21 protein-coding genes are annotated in these 21,135 nt (G+C 57.1%); 13 read left to right on the plus strand and 8 right to left on the minus strand.

Going from position 1 to position 21,135, the window contains the following annotated elements; translation table 11 throughout:
• The first annotated feature begins 14 nt into the window (after window positions 1-14).
• Complete coding sequence (gene mglC, locus PGQ95_RS14980; protein WP_015365713.1) at window positions 15-1,025, plus strand: galactose/methyl galactoside ABC transporter permease MglC; 1,011 nt, start codon at window positions 15-17, stop codon at window positions 1,023-1,025.
• A 70-nt stretch (window positions 1,026-1,095) separates the two neighbouring features.
• Here the strand turns inward: mglC and sanA are convergent, their stop codons facing one another.
• The 5 genes from sanA to PGQ95_RS15005 all read right to left on the minus strand — a co-directional run bounded on the left by sanA (window position 1,096) and on the right by PGQ95_RS15005 (window position 5,102).
• Complete coding sequence (sanA, locus tag PGQ95_RS14985; protein ID WP_015365714.1) at window positions 1,096-1,812, minus strand: outer membrane permeability protein SanA; 717 nt, start codon at window positions 1,810-1,812, stop codon at window positions 1,096-1,098.
• Between the two features lie 169 nt (window positions 1,813-1,981).
• Window positions 1,982-2,866, minus strand: a complete 885-nt coding sequence (gene cdd / locus PGQ95_RS14990) for a cytidine deaminase (protein WP_087860163.1) — start codon at window positions 2,864-2,866, stop codon at window positions 1,982-1,984.
• A 127-nt stretch (window positions 2,867-2,993) separates the two neighbouring features.
• Window positions 2,994-3,689, minus strand: a complete 696-nt coding sequence (locus tag PGQ95_RS14995) for a CidB/LrgB family autolysis modulator (protein WP_015365717.1) — start codon at window positions 3,687-3,689, stop codon at window positions 2,994-2,996.
• Complete coding sequence (locus PGQ95_RS15000; protein WP_020078292.1) at window positions 3,686-4,084, minus strand: CidA/LrgA family protein; 399 nt, start codon at window positions 4,082-4,084, stop codon at window positions 3,686-3,688. Before PGQ95_RS15000 ends, PGQ95_RS14995 begins: the two co-directional genes overlap by 4 nt.
• A 112-nt stretch (window positions 4,085-4,196) precedes the next feature.
• Window positions 4,197-5,102 carry a LysR substrate-binding domain-containing protein gene (locus PGQ95_RS15005; protein ID WP_087860164.1) on the minus strand — a complete coding sequence of 302 codons (906 nt, stop codon included), beginning with the start codon at window positions 5,100-5,102 and terminating at the stop codon, window positions 4,197-4,199.
• A 127-nt stretch (window positions 5,103-5,229) separates the two neighbouring features.
• On the opposite strand from PGQ95_RS15005, the gene mhbT reads away from it, so the two are divergent.
• The 9 genes from mhbT to PGQ95_RS15050 all read left to right on the plus strand — a co-directional run bounded on the left by mhbT (window position 5,230) and on the right by PGQ95_RS15050 (window position 15,671).
• Window positions 5,230-6,588 carry a 3-hydroxybenzoate transporter MhbT gene (gene mhbT, locus PGQ95_RS15010; protein ID WP_087860165.1) on the plus strand — a complete coding sequence of 453 codons (1,359 nt, stop codon included), beginning with the start codon at window positions 5,230-5,232 and terminating at the stop codon, window positions 6,586-6,588.
• An 11-nt stretch (window positions 6,589-6,599) separates the two neighbouring features.
• Window positions 6,600-7,637, plus strand: coding sequence for a gentisate 1,2-dioxygenase (gene gtdA, locus PGQ95_RS15015; protein ID WP_430918550.1), 1,038 nt, complete (start codon window positions 6,600-6,602; stop codon window positions 7,635-7,637).
• A gap of 17 nt (window positions 7,638-7,654) precedes the next feature.
• On the plus strand, window positions 7,655-8,356 hold the full coding sequence (locus PGQ95_RS15020; protein WP_430918600.1) for a fumarylacetoacetate hydrolase family protein: 702 nt from the start codon (window positions 7,655-7,657) through the stop codon (window positions 8,354-8,356).
• An 8-nt stretch (window positions 8,357-8,364) separates the two neighbouring features.
• Window positions 8,365-9,009 (plus strand): maleylacetoacetate isomerase, encoded by a 645-nt coding sequence (gene maiA, locus PGQ95_RS15025; RefSeq protein ID WP_113374367.1) that lies wholly within the window; start codon window positions 8,365-8,367, stop codon window positions 9,007-9,009.
• 12 nt (window positions 9,010-9,021) lie between these two features.
• The gene (locus PGQ95_RS15030; RefSeq protein WP_032708754.1) at window positions 9,022-10,215 is read left to right on the plus strand and encodes a 3-hydroxybenzoate 6-monooxygenase; all 1,194 of its coding nucleotides are present in this window, start codon (window positions 9,022-9,024) and stop codon (window positions 10,213-10,215) included.
• 74 nt (window positions 10,216-10,289) lie between these two features.
• The gene (dusC, locus tag PGQ95_RS15035; protein WP_087860168.1) at window positions 10,290-11,222 is read left to right on the plus strand and encodes a tRNA dihydrouridine(16) synthase DusC; all 933 of its coding nucleotides are present in this window, start codon (window positions 10,290-10,292) and stop codon (window positions 11,220-11,222) included.
• Between the two features lie 209 nt (window positions 11,223-11,431).
• Entirely contained in the window at window positions 11,432-12,265 is an 834-nt protein-coding gene (gene bglG / locus PGQ95_RS15040; protein WP_032712035.1) for a transcriptional antiterminator BglG, read from the plus strand.
• Between the two features lie 28 nt (window positions 12,266-12,293).
• Window positions 12,294-14,261, plus strand: coding sequence for a PTS beta-glucoside transporter subunit IIABC (gene bglF, locus PGQ95_RS15045; protein ID WP_430918553.1), 1,968 nt, complete (start codon window positions 12,294-12,296; stop codon window positions 14,259-14,261).
• Window positions 14,262-14,276: 15 nt separating this feature from the next.
• Complete coding sequence (locus PGQ95_RS15050) at window positions 14,277-15,671, plus strand: glycoside hydrolase family 1 protein (protein ID WP_020078295.1); 1,395 nt, start codon at window positions 14,277-14,279, stop codon at window positions 15,669-15,671.
• Window positions 15,672-15,709: 38 nt separating this feature from the next.
• Here the strand turns inward: PGQ95_RS15050 and PGQ95_RS15055 are convergent, their stop codons facing one another.
• Complete coding sequence (locus tag PGQ95_RS15055) at window positions 15,710-16,444, minus strand: class I SAM-dependent methyltransferase (RefSeq protein ID WP_430918557.1); 735 nt, start codon at window positions 16,442-16,444, stop codon at window positions 15,710-15,712.
• Between the two features lie 124 nt (window positions 16,445-16,568).
• Here PGQ95_RS15055 and mdtQ point away from each other — a divergent pair, with 124 nt between their 5' ends.
• Window positions 16,569-18,008 carry a multidrug resistance outer membrane protein MdtQ gene (mdtQ, locus tag PGQ95_RS15060; protein WP_430918559.1) on the plus strand — a complete coding sequence of 480 codons (1,440 nt, stop codon included), beginning with the start codon at window positions 16,569-16,571 and terminating at the stop codon, window positions 18,006-18,008.
• Window positions 18,009-18,035: 27 nt separating this feature from the next.
• Here the strand turns inward: mdtQ and PGQ95_RS15065 are convergent, their stop codons facing one another.
• A complete protein-coding gene (locus PGQ95_RS15065) occupies window positions 18,036-18,629 on the minus strand; it encodes a DedA family protein (protein WP_087860173.1) in 594 nt (197 codons plus the stop codon).
• 154 nt (window positions 18,630-18,783) lie between these two features.
• On the opposite strand from PGQ95_RS15065, the gene PGQ95_RS15070 reads away from it, so the two are divergent.
• Both PGQ95_RS15070 and pbpG read left to right on the plus strand, forming a co-directional pair.
• Window positions 18,784-19,371, plus strand: coding sequence for a Yip1 family protein (locus PGQ95_RS15070; protein ID WP_015365733.1), 588 nt, complete (start codon window positions 18,784-18,786; stop codon window positions 19,369-19,371).
• Window positions 19,372-19,545: 174 nt separating this feature from the next.
• The gene (gene pbpG / locus PGQ95_RS15075) at window positions 19,546-20,496 is read left to right on the plus strand and encodes a D-alanyl-D-alanine endopeptidase (RefSeq protein ID WP_430918562.1); all 951 of its coding nucleotides are present in this window, start codon (window positions 19,546-19,548) and stop codon (window positions 20,494-20,496) included.
• 44 nt (window positions 20,497-20,540) lie between these two features.
• On the opposite strand, the gene PGQ95_RS15080 is transcribed toward pbpG, so the two are convergent.
• The gene (locus tag PGQ95_RS15080; RefSeq protein ID WP_015365736.1) at window positions 20,541-21,095 is read right to left on the minus strand and encodes a GNAT family N-acetyltransferase; all 555 of its coding nucleotides are present in this window, start codon (window positions 21,093-21,095) and stop codon (window positions 20,541-20,543) included.
• Window positions 21,096-21,135: the final 40 nt, after the last annotated feature.

Raw genomic sequence — 21,135 nt, forward strand, 5'->3', positions numbered from 1 at the left:
ATCAGGGGCTTTCCATGAGTGCGTTAAATAAAAAGAGTTTCCTCACTTACCTGAAAGAGGGTGGGATTTACGTTGTCCTTTTGGTCTTGCTGGCCATTATTATTTTCCAGGACCCGACCTTCTTAAGTTTGCTGAACTTAAGTAACATCCTGACGCAATCCTCGGTACGTATTATCATCGCGCTCGGCGTCGCCGGGCTGATTGTCACCCAGGGGACCGACCTTTCCGCCGGACGTCAGGTGGGTTTGGCGGCGGTGGTAGCGGCTACCATGCTGCAGGCGGTGGATAACGCCAACAAGGTGTTCCCGGAGATGGCGACCATGCCGATCCCGTTGGTTATTCTGCTGGTCTGCGCGATTGGCGCGGTGATTGGCTTGATTAACGGTATCGTCATTGCCTATCTCAACGTGACGCCGTTTATCACTACCCTGGGTACGATGATCATCGTTTACGGTATCAACTCCCTGTACTACGACTTTGTCGGCGCGTCGCCTATTTCCGGTTTCGACAGCCACTTCTCACAGTTTGCCCAGGGCTTTGTCGCTTTAGGTTCATTCCGCCTGTCGTACATTACTTTCTACGCGCTGATCGCTATCTTCTTCGTGTGGATCCTGTGGAATAAAACCCGTTTCGGTAAAAACATCTTCGCTATCGGCGGCAACCCGGAAGCGGCGCGTGTCTCCGGCGTTAACGTGGCGCTGAACCTGCTCATGATTTATGCCCTGTCCGGGGTGTTTTACGCCTTCGGCGGGCTGCTGGAAGCCGGACGTATCGGTTCGGCGACCAACAACCTCGGCTTTATGTACGAACTGGATGCGATTGCCGCCTGCGTGGTGGGGGGCGTTTCCTTCAGCGGCGGCGTGGGTACGGTTTTCGGCGTGGTGACCGGGGTTATTATCTTTACCGTCATCAACTATGGTCTGACCTACATCGGCGTCAATCCGTACTGGCAGTACATTATTAAAGGGGCGATTATCATCTTCGCCGTGGCGCTGGATTCACTGAAATACGCGCGCAAGAAATAAGATTGAACGCATCAAAAACCCGCGCCTGGCGCGGGTTTTTTTATACCTCAAATCGACCAAACGACGGCGGCTATTTTTCTTTCTGTAGCTCCAGTAACTGCTCGGGCGTGACCGCCGGGTAGGATTGCGCATCCTCCGGAACTTCATGCTGCTGCGCCGGGATGGGGATCAGCGGCCCGAGGAAACGCGGTTCGCGTTTGAAGATATAGAGATCCGCCAGCGCGCCAAACCGGGCGCCAAACTCGCGCAGACGCACGGTCCACATATCCTTCGGCGAAGGCACCGCATAGCACTGCGCCTGAATCCCCATATGCAGGGCGATAAACAATGCACGCTCGCAGTGGAAGCGCTGGGTGATAATAATAAAATCATTGGTATCGAACACTTTGCGGGTGCGCACGATCGAATCGAGGGTGCGGAAACCGGCGTAGTCCAGCACGATATCCGCCGGATCGACGCCGGCTTTGATCAGATCCCGGCGCATGGTCATCGGTTCGTTATAGCTTTGCAGGGCGTTGTCACCGCTTAACAGCAGATAATTAACCTTACCGCTATTGTAGGCGTTGAGCGCGCCCTGGATCCGGTAACGATAATACTGATTGATCACGCCGGTGCGATAATATTTGGCAGTACCCAACACCACGCCAACCTGGCGGTAGGGGAGATCCTGCAGCTCATCGTAAATATAGGGCGCGGTTTTCCAGCTCATCCAGCGGTCAAGACCCAGCACGGTCAACAGCAGCAGGCCGAGCAGGACTAACAGGCTGTATAACACACGCTTTAACATGAACTTGACTCAATGGTGGACGAGGGAAGCTTCAGGCTACTTTACCCGCCGGGTAAGCGCAAGAAACCATCGTTTAATTGCGGGGATTTTCAGCAATATGGCAGATTACCGAATCCAGGCCGGAGAAGCCAAAGGCGCATCCGGCAATCTGCTCAGACTATCGGGCTAGTTAACCTAACAGCACGCGGTCGATATTCTGACAGCCCAGCGCTTTCAGGGTTGCGACGGTCGCATCCCACTGGATAAGCGATGCATCGGCTTTCTCGGCCAGCAGCGCGCGCTGGATATCCGGATAGTCGTAACCGTTAAGGCTCAGCAGGTTCAGCGCGCCCTGCAGCGGCGGTAGCGTCGGATTGAACGCCGCGTTTTCCGCGTAGCTGCCGCAGAAAATGGTGCCGTCTTTCAGCTCCAGCGCCACGCCGGAAGGGGAGTCGCTGTACGGCGCGTGGCAGCGGTTCGCCGCCTGAATAGCCGCCTGCGTGAGCGCATCGCCGCTGAGAGGGAAGCCGTGATCCTGCTCATCCATCAACAGAGTTTTGATTTCCAGATCTTTCGGGCCAAAGGCGTCCGGCAGATAGTGCTGCAGGGAGTGCGCTTCGCGACCCGGCAGATGAATGCGCAGCGCCAGACCGCTGTTCAGTTCATTCATAAACTGGCGGCAGTGGCCGCAAGGCGTGTAGTTGACGGTAATGGCGCGCAGGGATTTTTCGCCGCGTAGCCAGGCGTGGCTGATGGCGCTCTGTTCCGCGTGGACGGTCTGTTGCATGGTGGCGCCGAGGAATTCCATGTTGCCGCCGAAGTACCAGCGACCGCTCACGCCGCGGGCGATAGCGCCAACGTTAAAGTGAGAAAGATCGGCGCGGGCGCAGGCGGCGGCAAGCGGCAGTAGCGCAAAGGCCAGCGCGTCTTCATCCAAACCTGTTGCTTGTTGTAGCGTCGCCACCTGATCGGCTTCGAGCAGCGCCGGGAAGTGCGGGTCTGCGAGCATCGGGGCGATGGCCGCCTGCAGGTCTGCCGCCAGATTAGTCAAAGCAGCTTGAAAACGAGAGTGCATAGCGTTGCCTCATAACAATGTAATGGGAAGCTAGTGTACGGGCCTGCACGGGACCCATATGTGACATGGGTCTCATTGTTTATGCAACGATAACTTGTTGCATTTATAAATGTGATATAAATCACATTTATCCGACAACAGCGACGATCACCGGGAACAGAAAAGGCGCGACCAGCGAGGTAATAATTCCGCACAGTACCAGCGCCAGAGAGCTAAACGCCCCTTCCTGGTAGTCCAGTTCGGCGCAACGCGCGGTGCCGAGGGCGTGCGAGGCGGTACCCATCGACAGGCCGCGGGATGCTTTAGTATGAATACGCATGGCGTTAAGCAGCGTATGGCCGAACACCGCGCCGAGGATCCCAACGAAAATGACGCACACGGCGCTAATCGCTGGAATACCGCCAATACTGCCGCTGACCGCCATGGCAATTGGCGTGGTGACGGATTTTGGCATGATGGAAGCGGCTATTTGCGGGGTGGCGCCCATCAGCAGAGCGACGGTGGTACCGGTGATCATCGCCACGCAGCTACCGATAAAGCAGATGGTGATGATGGATTTCCAACGCGCGCGGATCTGGTGCAGTTGTTCATATAGCGGAAAGGCCAGCGCAACCACCGCCGGCTGCAGCAGATCGTTAAGGATTTTGCTGCCGGCAAAATAGCGTTCATAAGAAATACCGGTGACCAGCAGGAAAGGAATAATGACCACCATGGCGACCAGCAGCGGGTTGAGCAGCGGAAATTTAAACCGCGCCGCCAGCTTGCGCGCAAGGAAAAAGACAATCAGCGTTAACGGTAGCGACCACCACATTTCATGGATCATTTTTTACTTCCTTTTTGCCCGATGATTTTGCGTTCACCGTGGACCAGATGCGAGCTCCAGCTCACCACCAAAAAGACTAATAAGGTACTGACGGCGCAGGATACCGCCACCGGCCCCAGCTGCGCGCGCAGCAAATCCCAGTACTGCATTACGCCAACGCCGATAGGCACGAACAGCAGCGCCATGTAGCGAATCAGAATGTTGCAGCCGGGATTGACCCACTGCGGCGGCATAATTTGCAGCGCCAGCAGCACGAACAAAATCAGCATGCCGATAATGCTGCCGGGGATGGTGATGGGCAGCAGCCCGGCGATAAAAATGCCTGCATACAAGCAGGCGTAAATCAGGACGAAAGCTCGCACATACTGCCAGATAATATTCAGCGACTTACTCATGGTAATAACCCTTGATGAACTGCCATTCATCATACAATTAAACCCTGAAATGTGCTACCGATCACATCATGAATTCTACGCATCGTCAGCATAGAAAATGGGAACAGCGGCCTTATTCTGCGAGGTAATGCAGAAAACGAGTGAGCGCCAGCGACGGTACTTCGCTTTTGCGCCAGAACACCCCAACGCTACCTTTTTGTTCAATACGCGGCAAATTCAGAATCGTCAGCTGCCGATGTTCGGCGTAATGCTGCGCCAGCCGCAAAGAAAGAATAGAGATCATATCGCTGCTTTGCAGCAAATTGCTGGTGACATTCATTGAGGCTGACTCGATAGTATTCTCCGGCAGCATGACGCCGTTATCGACCAGCGCGTTATCAATGCTCTGACGGATGGGCGTGCCGGTAGGCCAGACTATCCAGCGCCAGACGGCGAGATCCGCCCAGCTCAAACGCGGCATGCTAGCCAGCGGATGGTCCGGACGGGCGACGAAGCACACCGGTTCGGTATACAGCACACGATAGTTGAGCGGCAGTTCCAGCGCGCGGCCGCCAACACGTCCGACGACCACATCGACCACGCCGGAGAGCAGGTCGTGCAGCAGCGGGGTCATCACTTTTTCTTCGATATTCAGATGCAGGGTCGGCATCTCTTTAAGCAGGGCGAGGATGGCCTGCGCCACGCAGTCTGTCGCCACGGGAGAGCAGCCTACCATCAGGCTGCCGACCAGCCCGCCTTGCTTAAAGCGCTCAATCTCATACTGCGAGCGCGACATGTCGTTGATTAGCCGCTGGGCATGCTGAAGCAGCAGTTTACCGCCTTCCGAAGGGCGCAGGCCCTTACTGTGGCGCTCAAAGAGCGGCATGCCGACTTCTTCTTCAAATTGCGTCAGCCACTTAGAGAGTGCGGGCTGGGTAATATTCATCATTTTCGCGACCTGCGTGAGATTGCCTTGCTCACCCAGCGCCACCAGCATTTTTAAATGCTGCAGCTTCAACTTTTGCGTCCAGTTCGCCATCAGCCGATAACCTCCAGGTTATGTCTATGCCCGAAAAGCCATTGTACATTTCATCGCCATGGTTACAAAATCGCAACATAAAAGAAATAAATACAACATCTACCCTGACCTGCACTGAGGCATCATTATGGCTCAACGACGTGAACTACAGACGTTACTTAACGCAGCGCCGGTTGGCGCCCTGCAGTGGCGTGTGATTATCTGCTGTTTTCTGGTGGTCATGCTTGATGGTTTCGACACCGCCGCCATTGGTTTTATCGCCCCCGATATCCGCGTTCACTGGCAATTGAGCGCCAGCGACCTCGCGCCGCTGTTTGGCGCCGGGCTATTGGGATTGACCGCCGGGGCGCTGCTCTGCGGCCCGCTTTCCGACCGCTTCGGTCGTAAACGGGTGATTGAGTTCTGCGTCGCGCTGTTTGGCTTATTTAGCCTGCTCTCCGCATTCTCGACGAATCTTGAGATGCTGGTTATCCTGCGTTTCCTCACCGGTCTGGGATTGGGCGGGGCGATGCCCAACACCATCACCATGACCTCGGAATATCTGCCCGCCCGCCGCCGCGGCGCGTTAGTTACCCTGATGTTCTGCGGCTTCACGCTGGGTTCGGCGCTGGGCGGCGTGGTGAGCGCCCAGCTTGTGGCGCATATCGGCTGGCACGGCATTCTGGCCTTAGGCGGGATCCTGCCGCTGCTGCTGGCCGTCGCGCTGCTGTGGGCGCTGCCGGAATCGCCGCGCTGGCAGGTTCGTCGCGGGCTGCCGCAGGCGACCATCGCCAGAACTGTCAGCGCTATCACCGGCGAGCGCTATCCCGAGACCCATTTCTGGCTGGATGAACCGGCAGCCGGGCCGAAAGGCAGCATTAGCCAGCTGTTTGTCGGCCGCCAGTTGACGATCACCTTGATGCTCTGGGTGGTGTTCTTTATGAGCCTGCTGATTATCTATTTACTCTCCAGCTGGATGCCGACGCTGCTTAACCATCGTGGTATCGATTTGCAGCACGCTTCGTGGGTGACCGCCGCGTTTCAGGTGGGCGGCACGCTTGGCGCACTGTTGCTCGGCATCCTGATGGACCGTTTCAATCCCTTCCTTGTGCTGGCGCTGAGTTACTGCCTGGGGGCGTTGTGTATCGTGATGATCGGTTTAAGCGAAAACGGTTTGTGGCTGATGGCGCTGGCGATTTTCGGCACCGGCATTGGCGTGAGTGGTTCGCAGGTAGGCCTGAATGCGCTGACCGCCACGCTTTACCCTACTCAGAGCCGCGCGACCGGGGTCAGCTGGTCCAATGCCGTAGGCCGCTGCGGCGCCATCGTGGGTTCGCTCTCCGGCGGCATGATGATGGCGATGAATCTCTCTTTCGACACGCTGTTTTACGTTATAGCGGTACCGGCGGCGATCGGCGCGGTGATGCTCATCATGCTGATGCTGGCGGTTCGCCGTCCTGGATCTGTACCCGACGCGCTGCCCTCTGCCGGTATCGCGAATAAATGAGGAGAACAATAATGACGCCATCTACTCCGCAATCGAACCCCGAACGCCAGCAGTTCTACCAGCATATTGCCGGGCAGAATCTGACGCCGCTGTGGGAATCGCTGCACCACCTGGTGCCGCAAACGCCAAATGCCAACTGCGCCCCGGCGTACTGGAACTATCAGGAAATTCGCCCGCTGCTGCTGGAAAGCGGGCAGTTAATCGGCGCTAAAGAGGCGGTGCGTCGGGTACTGGTGCTGGAGAACCCGCAGCTGCGCGGCCAGTCGTCCATTACCGCGTCGCTGTATGCCGGCCTGCAGCTCATCATGCCGGGCGAGGTGGCGCCGAGCCACCGTCACAACCAGTCGGCGCTGCGCTTTATCGTGGAAGGCCACGGCGCGTTTACCGCCGTCGACGGCGAGCGCACGCCAATGCGCCCCGGCGATTTTATTCTGACTCCGCAGTGGCGCTGGCACGATCACGGCAATCCTGGCGATGAACCGGTGGTCTGGCTCGATGGTCTCGATTTACCGCTGGTCAACTATCTTGGCTGCGGCTTTGCTGAAGATTATCCGCAGGAACAACAGCCAGTGACGCGTAAAGAGGGCGATTACCTGCCGCGCTACGCTGCCAACATGCTGCCGCTGCGCCATCAGGTGGGAAATTCCTCGCCGATTTTTAACTACCGCTACGACCGTAGCCGCGAGGCGCTGCATGACCTGACCCATCTTGGCGAGGCCGACGAATGGGACGGCTACAAGATGCGCTACGTCAACCCGGTCACCGGCGGCTATCCGATGCCTTCGATGGGCGCTTTCCTGCAACTGTTGCCGAAAGGGTTCCGGTCGCGGGTGGCGAAAACCACCGACAGCACCATCTACCACGTAGTGGAAGGTAGCGGCCAGGTGACGATTGGCGAACAAGCCTTTGCATTCCAGGCGAAAGACATTTTCGTGGCGCCAACCTGGCACGGCGTATCGTTCAACGCCTGCGAAGAGTGCGTGTTATTTAGCTTCTCGGACCGTCCGGTACAGGAGGCCTTAGGCCTGTTCCGCGAAGCGCGTTATTAATAAGAAGGAAAACAATGATGACTCAATACGTTTTTGCCCCCCAGGCGCCGATTAGCATCCCGGTTGTTGGCAGCGATGAGCAATTCCCGGTACGCCGCGTTTACTGCGTTGGCCGTAACTATGCCGCCCACGCCCGTGAAATGGGCTTCGACCCGGATCGCGAACCGCCGTTCTTCTTTTGCAAACCGGCGGATGCGGTTGTGCCGGTCGCAGCTGGCGAAACGCTGGATCTGCCGTATCCGGCGCAGACCGACAACTATCACTACGAGATTGAGCTGGTGATCGCCATCGGCAAAGCGGGACGCGACATCCCGCTTGAGCAGGCGCAGGAATATATCTGGGGCTATGCCACCGGACTCGATATGACCCGCCGCGACCGCCAGATGGAGATGCGCCAGATGGGGCGCCCGTGGGAAATAGGTAAAGCATTCGATCTTTCCGCTCCTGTCGCGCCGCTGCATAAAGCCGCCGAGGCGCGTGAAGTGAATCAGGCCGGGATCTGGCTGCAGGTGAACGGTGAAGATCATCAGCGTAGCGATATACGCCACCTCATCTGGTCAGTAAATGAAACTATCAGCTATCTCTCGGGCTTTTTTGAACTGCAGCCCGGCGATCTGATTTTCACCGGCACGCCGGAGGGCGTCGGCGCGGTGGTGAAGGGCGATGTGATTACCGGCAACGTAGACGGACTGACGCCTATCGCCGTTCGCGTGGTGTGAGGTGAACAATGAAGCTGTACAGTTTTTTTAATAGCTCTGCCTCATACCGGGTGCGCATCGCACTGGCCCTCAAGGGCATCGATTATCAGAGCGTGGGGGTGAATATCCGCATCGGGGCGCAGAATGCGCTGGACTACCGGCGGCTCAATCCGGTGGGGCTGGTGCCGACGCTTATCACCGATGACGGTGAATCGCTGGGCCAGTCGCTGGCGATAGTTGACTGGCTTGACCGCCACTACCCACAAATGCCGCTGCTGCCGCAGGAGGATCCGGCGCGGATGCGGGTGCTGGAGATGGTCTACGCCATTGCCTGCGATATTCATCCGATTAATAACATGCGGGTTTTACGCTACCTTAGCGACGAGCTGAAGGTCAGCGAAGCGGACAAAAAACGCTGGTATGCCCACTGGATCCAGCAGGGGCTCAGCGCGCTGGAGCAACTGCTGCGGCAGGCGAAATCCGGCGCTTACTGCGTCGGCGATAGGCCAACGCTCGCCGACTGTTGCCTGGTGCCGCAGTGGGCTAACGCGCAGCGAATGGGGTGCGATCTGAGCCATTATCCGCGCTGCCAGGCGGTTTACGATGCCTGTACCCGGCTACCGGCGTTTATCGCCGCCGCGCCGGAAAATCAACAAGACAAAATTCCGGCCTAGGGAGGAGGGAAAATGGCGAAAGTGACGCGAGCAATTATCGTTGGCGGCGGCATTGGCGGCGCGGCGACGGCGCTCTCTCTGGCGCGCCAGGGGATCAAAGTGATGCTGCTGGAAAAGGCGCATGAAATCGGCGAAATCGGCGCCGGTATTCAGCTGGGGCCGAATGCGTTTTCAGCGCTGGATAGTCTGGGCGTCGGCGAAGTGGCGCGCCAGCGTGCGGTGTTCACCGACCATATCACGATGATGGATGCGGTGAATGGGGAAGAGGTGGTGCGTATCGAGACCGGGCAGGCCTTCCGTGACCATTTCGGCGGCCCGTATGCGGTGATCCATCGGGTGGACATTCACGCCACCGTCTGGGAAGCCGCGCTGACCCATCCCGGCGTGGAATACCGGACTTCAACTCAGGTGGTGGATATCCGCCAGACCGCCGACGACGTGACGGTCTTTGATGACAAAGGCAATAGCTGGACTGCCGATATTCTGCTGGGTTGCGACGGCGTGAAGTCAGTGGTGCGCCAGAGTCTGCTCGGCGATGCGCCGCGGGTCACCGGCCATGTGGTGTACCGCGCGGTGATCGAGGCGGCCGACATGCCGGAAGACCTGCGTATCAACGCGCCGGTACTGTGGGCCGGGCCGCATTGTCATCTGGTGCACTATCCGCTGCGCGGCGGCAAACAGTACAACCTGGTGGTCACCTTCCATAGCCGCGAAAGCGAAGAGTGGGGCGTGCGCGACGGTAGTAAAGAAGAGGTGCTCTCTTACTTTAAAGGGATTCATCCGCGCCCGCGGCAGATGCTCGACAAACCGACTTCCTGGCGCCGCTGGTCCACCGCCGACCGCGAGCCGGTTGCAAAGTGGGGCAACGATCGCATTACCCTGGTCGGCGATGCCGCCCATCCGGTGGCGCAATATATGGCGCAGGGCGCCTGCATGGCGCTGGAGGATGCGGTAACGATAGGTAAAGCGCTGCAGCAGTGCGACGGCGACGCCGCTCGCGCCTTCGCGCTGTACGAGTCGGTGCGTATTCCGCGTACCGCGCGAATTGTCTGGTCGACCCGTGAAATGGGGCGGATTTATCACGCGGCGGGGGTCGAACGTCAGGTTCGTAATCTGCTATGGAAGGGCAAAACGCAGGATGAATTTTACCGCGGTATCGAGTGGCTTTACGGCTGGAAAGAGGATAACTGCCTCGAACCACGCTAAGGTCTGGTATTGAGGTCTTTCAACCGACGCACAGAGGCGCTACCATAGCGCCTCTTTTTTTTCCGGGTAACGATATGCGTGTATTACTGGCGCCAATGGAAGGCGTGCTCGATTCGCTGGTGCGCGAGCTGCTGACCGAGGTTAACGATTACGATCTGTGCATCACCGAATTTCTGCGCGTGGTGGACCAACTGCTGCCGGTTAAATCGTTCTATAGACTGTGCCCGGAACTGCACCATCAAAGCCGTACTCCGTCCGGCACCCGCGTGCGCGTACAATTGTTGGGGCAATACCCGCAATGGCTGGCGGAAAACGCCGCCCGCGCGGTGGAGCTTGGCTCATGGGGCGTGGATTTAAACTGCGGTTGTCCATCGAAGCTGGTGAACGGCAGCGGCGGCGGTGCGACGTTATTGAAAGATCCCGAACTTATCTATCGCGGCGCGAAGGCCATGCGCGAAGCGGTTCCCGATCATCTGCCGGTGACGGTGAAAGTTCGCCTCGGCTGGGACAGCGGCGAACGGCGCTTTGAAATCGCCGACGCGGTGCAGCAGGCGGGCGCCAGCGAGCTGGTGGTGCATGGCCGCACCAAAGAGGATGGTTACAAAGCTGAACGCATCAACTGGCAGGCCATCGGCGAAATCCGCCAGCGGCTGACTATTCCGGTGGTTGCTAACGGCGAAATCTGGGACTGGCAAAGTGCGCAGGAATGTATGGCGGCTACCGGCTGCGATTCGGTGATGATCGGCCGCGGCGCGCTCAACGTGCCGAATCTCAGCCGGGTAATTAAATACAACGAACCGCGCATGCCGTGGCCGCAGGTGGTTGAGTTACTTAAAAAATATACCCAGCTGGAAAAGCAGGGGGATACCGGTTTATATCACGTGGCGCGCATTAAGCAGTGGCTGGGCTATTTACGCAAGGAATATACTGAAGCGCTTGGCGTCTTTAATGAAATTCGCACCTTGCAAACCTCAGCAGATATAGCGAACGCCATTGCTCGTTATTAGATAAGATGTGTTAATCCGTACGCACTTTATTAATTAGCACTCATTCCTGCACGATGCGACGCGAGCTGTATCACGTTTTTATTCCCTCGCGCTTGAGTCGCCGCAAGAAGTTGATACAGTGCAAACGTTGGATTGCTACTGCTTCGGCAGGCGAAACCTGATTACCTGGCATTTGTCGGGGGTCAGGTTTTTTTGTTTCTGGGGTTCATATGCTAATCGCCAAAGTACTTAATAATAACGTGGTGGTAGTGGTCAACGAGCAGCAGCGCGAACAGGTGGTGATGGGGCGAGGGCTGGCCTTTCAAAAGCGCGTGGGCGACTCGTTGGACGAAAGTAAAATTGAAAAAGTCTTCGCCTTGCAAAGCGATGAACTGGTTGGCCGCTTAGGCGAATTACTCAGTCAGATACCGTTAGAAGTGATGACCACCTGCGATCGTATCATCGAGCTGGCCCGCGGGCGGTTGGGAAAGTTACAGGAAAGTTTGTACATCACCTTAACTGACCACTGTCACTTTGCCATCGAGCGGCAGAAAAACGGCGTCGCGATTCGCAACGTGCTGCTGTGGGAGATTAAACGGCTGTATCCGAAGGAGTTCGAACTGGGGCAGGAGGCGAGGGCCATCATCGCCCGCCGGCTGGGCGTCGAGCTTGCCGAGGATGAAGCCGGGTTTATCGCTTTGCATCTGGTGACGGCGCAGCTCAACAGCGAAATGCCGGAAGTGATGCACGTGACGCGGGTGATGCAGGAGATCCTGCAACTGGTGAAGTATCAGCTGCAGCTTAACTACGATGAAGAGTCGCTCAGCTACCAGCGCTTTGTGACCCATCTGAAGTTTTTCGCCCAGCGCATGTTAACGCGGACGGTAGTGCAGGATGACGACGTCACGCTGCACAGCGCGGTGAAAGATAACTATGCCAAAGCGTGGAAGTGCGCGGAAACGGTGGCGAAGCACTTGCAAAAGAATTATCAACGGGCGCTGACCACCGAAGAGATTATGTTTCTTGCCATTCATATTGAACGGGTAAGAAAAGAGGGGCGTTAATTCCCCCACAAAACTGGATTGTTACTGCATGATGCAGGCAAAACCTGAGCGCGACGCCAACCGGCGTGGTTCTCGGGTTTTTTTATTTTTAATACTCAGTCGCCGGTTGTCTGCGGGCAGCGGCAGTAAGGAAAAGAGCATGGAATATAAAGCACTCGCGCAGGATATTCTTCACCGCGTCGGCGGCAAAGAGAATATTGTGAGTCTGGTTCACTGCGCGACACGTCTGCGTTTTAAATTGAAAGATAATGCTAAGGCCGATGCCGAAGGGCTGAAGGCGAACCCCGGCGTGATCATGGTGGTAGAAAGCGGCGGCCAGTTTCAGGTGGTTATCGGCAACCATGTTCACGATGTCTGGCTGGCAGTACGCCAGCAGGCGGGATTAAGCGACGACAGCGAACCGGTGCCGCAGGAGAAAGCGGCGAAAAGCTCGATATTAAGTCAGCTCATCGATATCATTTCCGGCATCTTTACCCCTTTTATTGGCGTAATGGCGGCGACGGGTCTGCTGAAAGGACTGCTGGCGCTGGCGCTAACCTGCGGATGGCTCACGCCGCAACAGGGGACCTATAAAATCTGGTTTGCCGCCAGTGATGCGCTGTTCTTTTTCTTCCCGCTGTTTCTTGGCTACACCGCTGGCAAAAAGTTTGGCGGCAACCCGTTCATCTCAATGGTGATCGGCGGCGCATTAACCCACCCGCTGATGATTCAGGCCTTTGAAGCCAGTCAGACGGGGGCACCAGTGGAACACTTCCTCGGTATACCGGTGACCTATATCAATTATAGCTCCTCGGTGATCCCGATTATCCTCGCCTCCTGGGTCTGCTGCTGGCTGGAACGTAAGAGTAATGCGGTGCTGCCGTCCGCGATGAAGAACTTTTTTACTCCGGCAATCTGTCTTGCGGTGGTTGTGCCGCTGACCTTTCTGGTGATAGGCCCGCTGGCGACCTGGCTGAGCCACATGATTGCAAATGGCTATCAGGTTATCTACGTTTTTGCCCCATGGCTGGCAGGCGCGGTGCTGGGCGCGCTATGGCAGGTATGCGTTATCTTCGGCCTGCACTGGGGGCTGATACCGCTGATGATCAATAACATGACCGTGTTGGGGCATGATTCTATGCTGCCGATCATTCTGCCGGCGGTGATAGCCCAGGTAGGCGCCGTGCTGGGGATACTGCTGGCCACGCGCGATTCGCGTCAGCGGATGCTGGCAGGTTCCGCGTTTTCCGCCGGGCTGTTTGGCATCACTGAGCCTGCCATTTATGGCCTGACCCTTCCGTTACGTCGCCCGTTTATTTTTGGTTGTATCGCCGGCGCGATTGGCGGCGCGATTACCGCCTTCAGTAATAGCTACGCCTATTCCTTTGGGGTGCCGAACATTTTCTTTCCGGCGCAGATGATCCCGCCCGGCGGCATTGATTTTAGCGTGTGGGGGGGATTAATCGGCACCGGCGTGGCTTTCATTCTCGCCTGCGTATTGACCTTCTTCGCCGGCTTGCCGCGCAGCCAGGCGGAACGCGCGGTCGTCGTCGCCTCTGCGGCGGAAAACGATATTCTGGCGCCGATGTCCGGCAGCGTGCTGGCCCTCGATCAGGTGCCGGATAGCACCTTCGCCAGCGGCCTGCTGGGCAAAGGCGTGGCTATTATTCCGGCGGTGGGCAAGGTCATTGCCCCGTTTTCTGGCGAGGTCGCCTCGCTGTTTCAGACTAAACATGCCATCGGCCTGCTGAGCGACAGCGGCATTGAACTACTGATTCACGTCGGTATTGATACCGTCAAACTCGACGGCGTACCGTTTACCGCCCATGTCAAAGAGGGGGATAAAGTTCAGGCCGGCGATTTGCTGCTGGAGTTCGATCGTCAGGCCATTCTGGACGCCGGTTACGACCTGGCGACCCCGATTATTATCAGCAACAGCGATGATTACCGTAGCGTTGAGATGGTGTCCGCGAGCGTCGTGGATGCCGGCCAGCCGCTGTTGTCCGTCAGCCATTAATCACAGGAGAGAGCGATGAAAACATTCCCGCAGGGCTTTTTATGGGGCGGCGCCACCGCGGCAAATCAGGTCGAAGGCGCATATCTGGAAGATGGCAAAGGTTTATCCACCTCCGACGTGCAGCCGCAGGGGGTATTCGGCGACGTCGTGGAGCGCGTCGCGGGCGACAGCGGTATTAAAGATGTGGCGATCGATTTTTACCATCGTTATCCGCAGGATATCGCGCTGTTTGCTGAGATGGGCTTCAACTGTCTGCGGGTCTCGATCGCCTGGACGCGTATCTTCCCGAATGGCGATGACGCCGAGCCGAACGAAGCCGGGCTGGCCTTTTACGACAAGCTGTTTGCCGAGATGGCCGCGCACAACATCACTCCGCTGGTGACGCTATCGCACTATGAGATGCCGTGGGCGCTGGTAAAAAACTATGGCGGCTGGGGCAGTCGCAAGGTGATTGGCTTTTTCGAACGCTACGCCAGGACGGTATTCAGCCGCTATAAAAATCAGGTCAAACTGTGGCTCACTTTTAACGAAATTAATATGTCGCTGCATGCGCCAATGACCGGCGTCGGGCTGCCGGCCGGTAGCAGCAAAGGCGAAGTTTATCAGGCTATCCACCATCAGCTGGTGGCCAGCGCGCTGGCGGTCAAAGCCTGTCACGAACTGGTACCACAGGGGAAGATTGGCAATATGTTGCTCGGCGGGCTGATGTATCCGCTGAGCTGCAAGCCGGAAGATGTCTTTGAAACGCTGCAGCAAAACCGCAGCTGGCAGTTCTTTGGCGACGTCCAGTGCCGTGGCGCCTATCCGGGCTACATGCAGCGCTATTTCCGCGAAAACGATATTACGCTGACCATCACCGACGGCGACCGGGAAGCGCTGAAAGAGACCGTCGATTTTATCTCCTTTAGCTACTATATGACCGGCTGCGTCACCGCTGATGAAGCGCTGAACCAGCAGGCGCGCGGCAACATTCTCAGCATGGTGCCGAACCCGCATCTGGCAAGCTCGGAGTGGGGCTGGCAGATAGACCCGCTGGGGCTGCGTACGCTGTTGAATGTACTGTGGGACCGCTATCAGAAGCCATTGTTTATCGTTGAAAATGGTCTGGGGGCGAAGGATAAAATTGAAGCCGACGGCAGCATCAACGATGACTATCGCATCAGCTATCTCAACGATCACCTGGTGCAGGCGCGGGAAGCCATTGCTGACGGCGTTGAACTGATGGGCTTTACCAGCTGGGGGCCAATCGATCTGGTTAGCGCGTCGAAGGCCGAGATGTCCAAGCGCTACGGTTTTATCTATGTCGATCGTGACGATCGCGGGCAGGGGACGCTCGAACGGCGTAAGAAGAAAAGTTTTGCCTGGTATCAGGCGGTGATTGCCAGCAACGGCGGTAGCCTGCAGGAATAAGCTATTCGGCGGCCCGGTTGATCCGGGCCGCATGCCGTTTAAGCCGGTTTACGGGCGCGCAGTAAAAAGATCATCGGACGCTCTTTCTCTTCCTCCAGCGCCGGTTGGGCGGCGATTTGTTCGGCGCTCGGGCCCCATTCGTCAAGCTGCTCAAGCACAAAACCGGCCGCGATGAGCGCATTAATCCAGCTTGAGAGTTTGCGATGCTGTTTAATCACCCCGTCGGCAAACCAGTTGCTGATGCGTTCGCCTTCCTGCTGATAGTGGCTCACCGGCCAGCGTTTCCGCCCCTGTTCATCCACCTGCCAGCCTTGCTGCAGCGGCGCGGTATAGATGGGATGTTCGGCAGAAAAGACAAGCTTACCGCCGGGAACCAGCGCCTGATAGAGCGTGGCGAACAGCGGCGCGACATCCGGTAAATAGTGCAGCGCCAGCGAACTGTAGACCAGTTCGCAGCTATTCGCGGGCAGCGTCAGGGTTTGCAGGTCGGCGCAGCGATATTCGATAGTCTCGCCGGTGGTCATCTCCCGCGCCCGCTCCAGCATTCGGCTGGAGAGATCGAAACCGATTATCTGTTTTGCCCCCTGTTGCTGCGCCCAGCGGCAAAACCAGCCGTATCCGCAGCCGAGATCGACCACGCGCTGGCCGTCTAACTGTGGCAGCAGGCGCTGAATTGCCGGCCACTCCGGCGCGCCGTCAAGCCCCTTCACCGAACGGTCAAGGGTGGCGTAACCGGCAAAGAAACCGGGATCGTCATAAATGTTCTGACTCATTGCAACTCCAATAATAACTTTGTTTATTTTTAGCTGACTCATTGTCAATGCACACGCTTTACTTAACGAACGTCATTCAATTAATTTATGATGACCAACCTTTATAAGTAACCCGACCTGAAGAATGAACCTTACATTGAGCAAAAGCGTGCTGGCGGCACTGCCACTGGCCATCGCGCTGGCTGGCTGCGCGCCATCGCATGACATTGGCGGCCCTTTAAAGCAGCAAACTCCGGCATCTCATGTTTCGATGGATCTGCCCGCCGCCGTAAAAAATGGCTGGCCGCATACCGACTGGTGGAAAGATTACCACGATGCCCAGCTGGATAATCTGATTCAGCGCGCGTTAGCCAATGCTCCGGATATGCAAATTGCCGCGCAGCGCATCAAACTGGCCGAAGCGCAGGCACGAATGTCGCAGGCGAATCTCGGCCCGGAGATGGATTTTTCCGCCGATATCGAACGGCAGAAAATGTCCGCGGAAGGCCTGATGGGACCGTTCGCCACCGATACCGACGGCAACACCGGACCCTGGTACACCAACGGTACCTTTGGCCTGACCGCCGGTTGGGATCTGGATCTGTGGGGGAAAAACCGTGCGTTGGTGAAAGCGCGTATCGGCGAAGTGAAAGCCCAGGTCGCCGAGCAGGCGCAGACCCGCGAGCTGCTGGCCAGCAGCGTGGCGCGACTGTACTGGCAGTGGCAGACCGAAGCGGCGGTGAAAACGGTGCTGCAGCAGGTCAAAAGCGAACAGAATAATATTGTTAGCGTGGATACCGCGCTCTATCAGCGTGGTATCACTAACTCCGCCGAAGGGGCGGAGAACGACATTAACGTCAGCAAAACCGATCAGCAGCTGGCCGATGTGGCGGGTAATATGAAAGAGATTGAAGCGCGGCTGATGGCGTTAACCAATAGCCAGAGCCAGTCGCTCAATCTGCGTGCGGCGCCGCTGCCCGCGGTCAGCGCGCAGATGCCGAGCGAACTGGGCTATGAACTGCTGGCCCGTCGTCCGGATCTGCAGGAAGCCCACTGGTATATTGAATCCTCGCTAAGCGAAATTGATGCGGCGAAAGCGGCGTTTTATCCGGATATCAACCTGATGGCGTTCCTGCAACAGGATGCGCTGCATTTAAGCGATCTGTTCCGTCATTCGGCGCAGCAGATGGGCATCACCGCCGGGTTGACGCTGCCTATCTTTGATAGCGGCAGGCTGAATGCCAATCTTGATATCGCCAGCGCGCAGAACGGCCTGTCGATCGCTAAATACAACAAGGCCGTAGTCGATGCGGTGAACCAGGTAGCGAAAACCGCAAGCCAGGTAGAGACGCTGATGGAGAAAAACCAGCAGCAGCAGCAGGTGGAGAAAGACGCGCAGCGGGTGGTCAATCTCGCCCAGGCGCGAATGAACGCCGGTATTTTACCCGGCTCCCGCGTGAGTATGGCGAAGCTGCCTGCGCTACAGGAGCGAATTACCGCGCTGCGCCTGCACGGCCAGTGGCTGGACGCCAGCATTCAGCTGACTTCCGCGCTGGGCGGCGGTTATCACCAGACGACGAAATAACGGCGTCAATAGCGGCGCGCGGCGCCGCTATTGATTATCATCCTCTGTATCTTCCGCTTTTCTTTTCGCTTCCCGGCGTTTCAGCCACAGATGGGCTCCGACCACCAGCGCCACTACGAGAATCAGCCAGATCCAGTGTTTGATGTGCTGATCGAGATGATGCAGCCACGGGCCGATCGCCTCGCCGCCGAGATAACCCAGGGTGGTAAAAATCAGCGCCCAAACGATGGCGCCGAAAATATTCAGCGGCAGAAAAATTTTCGGCGGCAAGCGGCTGGCGCCGATCAAAACCGGGCCGATAACCCGAAAGCCGTACATAAAGCGGGTGCCGATAACGAACAGATAGGGATGGCGTTGAATCAGGCGCTGCGCTTTACGGATCCGCGCCTTCTGCCGCGAAAAGCGGCGCAGTAGCTTACCGCCGAACTGGCGTCCGAGGAAATACAACAGCTGATCGCCGATCATGCCGCCTAAGGCCACGGCGATGACCACCAACGAAAACTTCAATAGACCCTGATGCGCCGCCACGCCGCCAAGGATGGTGATGGTTTCACCTTCTGCGATGCTGCCGATAACCAGCGCCGCGTAGCCGTATTGGGAAATCAGGTGATTGATATCCATATAAACATAAACTCCTACTCTTACCAGTCCCTTAATCATACACCTTGATCATTAAAACGCGCTGAAGCGGATTTTTATCGCTGTACACAAAATAATCTACAGAGTGAATTATACTTGGATCAGTGCTGTACGAAGCCGTGACAAGGGGGACGCTATGAACCATGTCTGGGGACTCTTCGCTCATCCTAATCAAGAGATGAGCGTGATCAAGAGTGAAAATGAGACCGTTTCGCACCACTACACGCACCATGTGCTGGTGATGGCGGCGGTTCCGGTTATCTGCGCCTTTATCGGTACGACGCAGCTCGGCTGGAACTTCGGCGACGGTACGGTGATTAAGCTCTCGCTGATGACCGGGTTGGTATTAGCGGTACTGTTTTACGCCGTGATGTTAGCGGGGGTGGCGGTGATGGGGCGGGTGATCTGGTGGATGGCCAGAAGCTATCCGCAGCAGCCGTCGCTGAAACGCTGTATGGTCTTTGCCGGCTACGTCGCGACGCCGCTATTTTTAAGCGGGATCGTGGCGCTCTATCCGCTGGTATGGCTGTGCGCGCTGATAGGCACCATCGCGCTGTTTTACACCGGTTATCTGTTGTATCTGGGTATTCCGACCTTCCTGAGTATTAATAAGGAAGAGGGGCTCAGCTTCGCCAGCTCAACCCTGGCTATCGGGGTGCTGGTGCTGGAAGTGCTGCTGGCGATCACCGTCGTGCTGTGGGGCTACGGGTACCGACTCTTCTAATCAAATGCATTGCCGGCAGAAATGAATAATTATGTCGGCAATGCAGCATTTACTCACGATTCTTATTGGCCTCAGGGCGTTATGACGCGGTATGATGGCGTTTGCCAGCGGCGTAGCTCACTTTACGCCGCGGCGTACGTTCTATAACGTGCAAAAATACTTTTCAGAATGCCCATGATGCCGAATTTTCGAATTTCTTTGCTCAGCCTGACTTTGCTGCTGGCTGCGCCTTTTGCGCCCCAGGCGATAGCAAAAACCACTGCGGTAACCGCCGCTTCACAGCCGGATATCGCTTCCGGTAGCGCGATGATCGTCGATCTGGCGACCAAGAAAATCATTTACGCCAGCCAGCCCGATTTGGTGCGCCCGATGGCGTCTATTACCAAAGTGATGACCGCTATGGTAGTGCTGGATGCGCATTTACCGCTGGACGAAATGCTGACCGTTGATATCAGCCAGACGCCGGAGATGAAAGGTATCTATTCCCGCGTACGACTTAACAGCCAAATCAGCCGCCGCAATATGCTGCTGCTGGCGCTGATGTCTTCGGAAAACCGTGCCGCCGCCAGCCTGGCGCACCACTATCCTGGCGGTTATAACGCTTTTATCCGCGCGATGAACGCCAAAGCGCAGGCGCTGGGTATGACCCATACACGCTATGTTGAGCCGACCGGCCTGTCGGTGCATAACGTCTCCACGGCGCGCGATCTGACTAAGCTGCTGATCGCCAGCGAACAATATCCGCTGATCGGCCAGCTAAGCACCACCAAAGAAGATACCGCCACTTTTGCGCATCCGGCGTATACCTTGCCGTTCCGCAATACCAACCATCTGGTGTATCGCGATAACTGGAATATTCAGTTGACCAAAACCGGCTTTACCAACGCCGCCGGTCACTGCCTGATTATGCGTACGGTGATCAATCAACGCCCGGTGGCGCTGGTGGTAATGGACGCGTTTGGCAAATATACCCACTTTGCCGACGCCAGCCGGTTACGGACCTGGATTGAAACCGGTAAGGTGATGCCGGTTCCGGCGTCCGCATTGAGCTATAAAAAGCAGCGTGAAGCGCAGATGGCGGAAGCGATGCTGAAAGGCGGCACGCAGACCGCGCAGAACGATTAATTTGTCCTTCCCCCGGATTGCGCCGCAATCCGGGAATTTTGATATCACTCCGGTAACGTCCAGTCGCCGTCGCCAAGCTGGCGCTGCATGATTAGGGTATCGCGCCAGTCGCCCATCTTATAGCCGACGCTGCGCAGCTGTCCGGCAACGGTAAAGCCAAATTTCTTATGGATGGCAATCGAGCCGGCGTTGTTATGTCCGTCGCCGATAATCGCCAGCATCTGCCGCCACGGCCCCTGTTCACATTGCGCAATGAGCCGCGTCAGTAGCGCGCTGCCGATGCCGCGCCCGCCCATGCCGGACTCAACGTAAATCGACTCTTCCAGCGTATAGCGGTACGCCGGGCGAGGGCGGTAAAAGGTGGCGTAGCAGTAGCCGACGATGGTGCCGCGCCACAGCGCGACCAGCCAGGGAAGCCCGTTATCGCGTACAGTTTTGATTCGCTTACGCATTTCGTCGACGGTAGGCGGGATCTCTTCAAATGAGGCGCGGCCGTTAAGCACGTGCCAGACGTACAGCGCGGCAATCGCATGCGCGTCATCAGGCAGCGCTTCGCGGATCTCTAAGTCGGCGTCTTGTAACTTATCCTTGGCGGACATGGGGGCTCCTCAAGCTAATTGGCCGGAGAGTCTTTTTCTC

It is taken from the genome of Klebsiella sp. 141240, assembly GCF_050600805.1.
Taxonomy (GTDB): Bacteria; Pseudomonadota; Gammaproteobacteria; order Enterobacterales; family Enterobacteriaceae; genus Klebsiella; species Klebsiella aerogenes.

What these genes read in the sequence shown, in the direction of transcription:
- mglC (WP_015365713.1), top strand. Translation starts at nt 15, where the DNA reads ATGAGTGCGTTAAATAAAAAGAGTTTCCTCACTTACCTGAAAGAGGGT.
- sanA (WP_015365714.1), bottom strand. Translation starts at nt 1,812, where the DNA reads ATGTTAAAGCGTGTGTTATACAGCCTGTTAGTCCTGCTCGGCCTGCTG.
- cdd (WP_087860163.1), bottom strand. Translation starts at nt 2,866, where the DNA reads ATGCACTCTCGTTTTCAAGCTGCTTTGACTAATCTGGCGGCAGACCTG.
- PGQ95_RS14995 (WP_015365717.1), bottom strand. Translation starts at nt 3,689, where the DNA reads ATGATCCATGAAATGTGGTGGTCGCTACCGTTAACGCTGATTGTCTTT.
- PGQ95_RS15000 (WP_020078292.1), bottom strand. Translation starts at nt 4,084, where the DNA reads ATGAGTAAGTCGCTGAATATTATCTGGCAGTATGTGCGAGCTTTCGTC.
- PGQ95_RS15005 (WP_087860164.1), bottom strand. Translation starts at nt 5,102, where the DNA reads ATGGCGAACTGGACGCAAAAGTTGAAGCTGCAGCATTTAAAAATGCTG.
- mhbT (WP_087860165.1), top strand. Translation starts at nt 5,230, where the DNA reads ATGGCTCAACGACGTGAACTACAGACGTTACTTAACGCAGCGCCGGTT.
- gtdA (WP_430918550.1), top strand. Translation starts at nt 6,600, where the DNA reads ATGACGCCATCTACTCCGCAATCGAACCCCGAACGCCAGCAGTTCTAC.
- PGQ95_RS15020 (WP_430918600.1), top strand. Translation starts at nt 7,655, where the DNA reads ATGACTCAATACGTTTTTGCCCCCCAGGCGCCGATTAGCATCCCGGTT.
- maiA (WP_113374367.1), top strand. Translation starts at nt 8,365, where the DNA reads ATGAAGCTGTACAGTTTTTTTAATAGCTCTGCCTCATACCGGGTGCGC.
- PGQ95_RS15030 (WP_032708754.1), top strand. Translation starts at nt 9,022, where the DNA reads ATGGCGAAAGTGACGCGAGCAATTATCGTTGGCGGCGGCATTGGCGGC.
- dusC (WP_087860168.1), top strand. Translation starts at nt 10,290, where the DNA reads ATGCGTGTATTACTGGCGCCAATGGAAGGCGTGCTCGATTCGCTGGTG.
- bglG (WP_032712035.1), top strand. Translation starts at nt 11,432, where the DNA reads ATGCTAATCGCCAAAGTACTTAATAATAACGTGGTGGTAGTGGTCAAC.
- bglF (WP_430918553.1), top strand. Translation starts at nt 12,294, where the DNA reads ATGATGCAGGCAAAACCTGAGCGCGACGCCAACCGGCGTGGTTCTCGG.
- PGQ95_RS15050 (WP_020078295.1), top strand. Translation starts at nt 14,277, where the DNA reads ATGAAAACATTCCCGCAGGGCTTTTTATGGGGCGGCGCCACCGCGGCA.
- PGQ95_RS15055 (WP_430918557.1), bottom strand. Translation starts at nt 16,444, where the DNA reads ATGAGTCAGAACATTTATGACGATCCCGGTTTCTTTGCCGGTTACGCC.
- mdtQ (WP_430918559.1), top strand. Translation starts at nt 16,569, where the DNA reads ATGAACCTTACATTGAGCAAAAGCGTGCTGGCGGCACTGCCACTGGCC.
- PGQ95_RS15065 (WP_087860173.1), bottom strand. Translation starts at nt 18,629, where the DNA reads ATGGATATCAATCACCTGATTTCCCAATACGGCTACGCGGCGCTGGTT.
- PGQ95_RS15070 (WP_015365733.1), top strand. Translation starts at nt 18,784, where the DNA reads ATGAACCATGTCTGGGGACTCTTCGCTCATCCTAATCAAGAGATGAGC.
- pbpG (WP_430918562.1), top strand. Translation starts at nt 19,546, where the DNA reads ATGATGCCGAATTTTCGAATTTCTTTGCTCAGCCTGACTTTGCTGCTG.
- PGQ95_RS15080 (WP_015365736.1), bottom strand. Translation starts at nt 21,095, where the DNA reads ATGTCCGCCAAGGATAAGTTACAAGACGCCGACTTAGAGATCCGCGAA.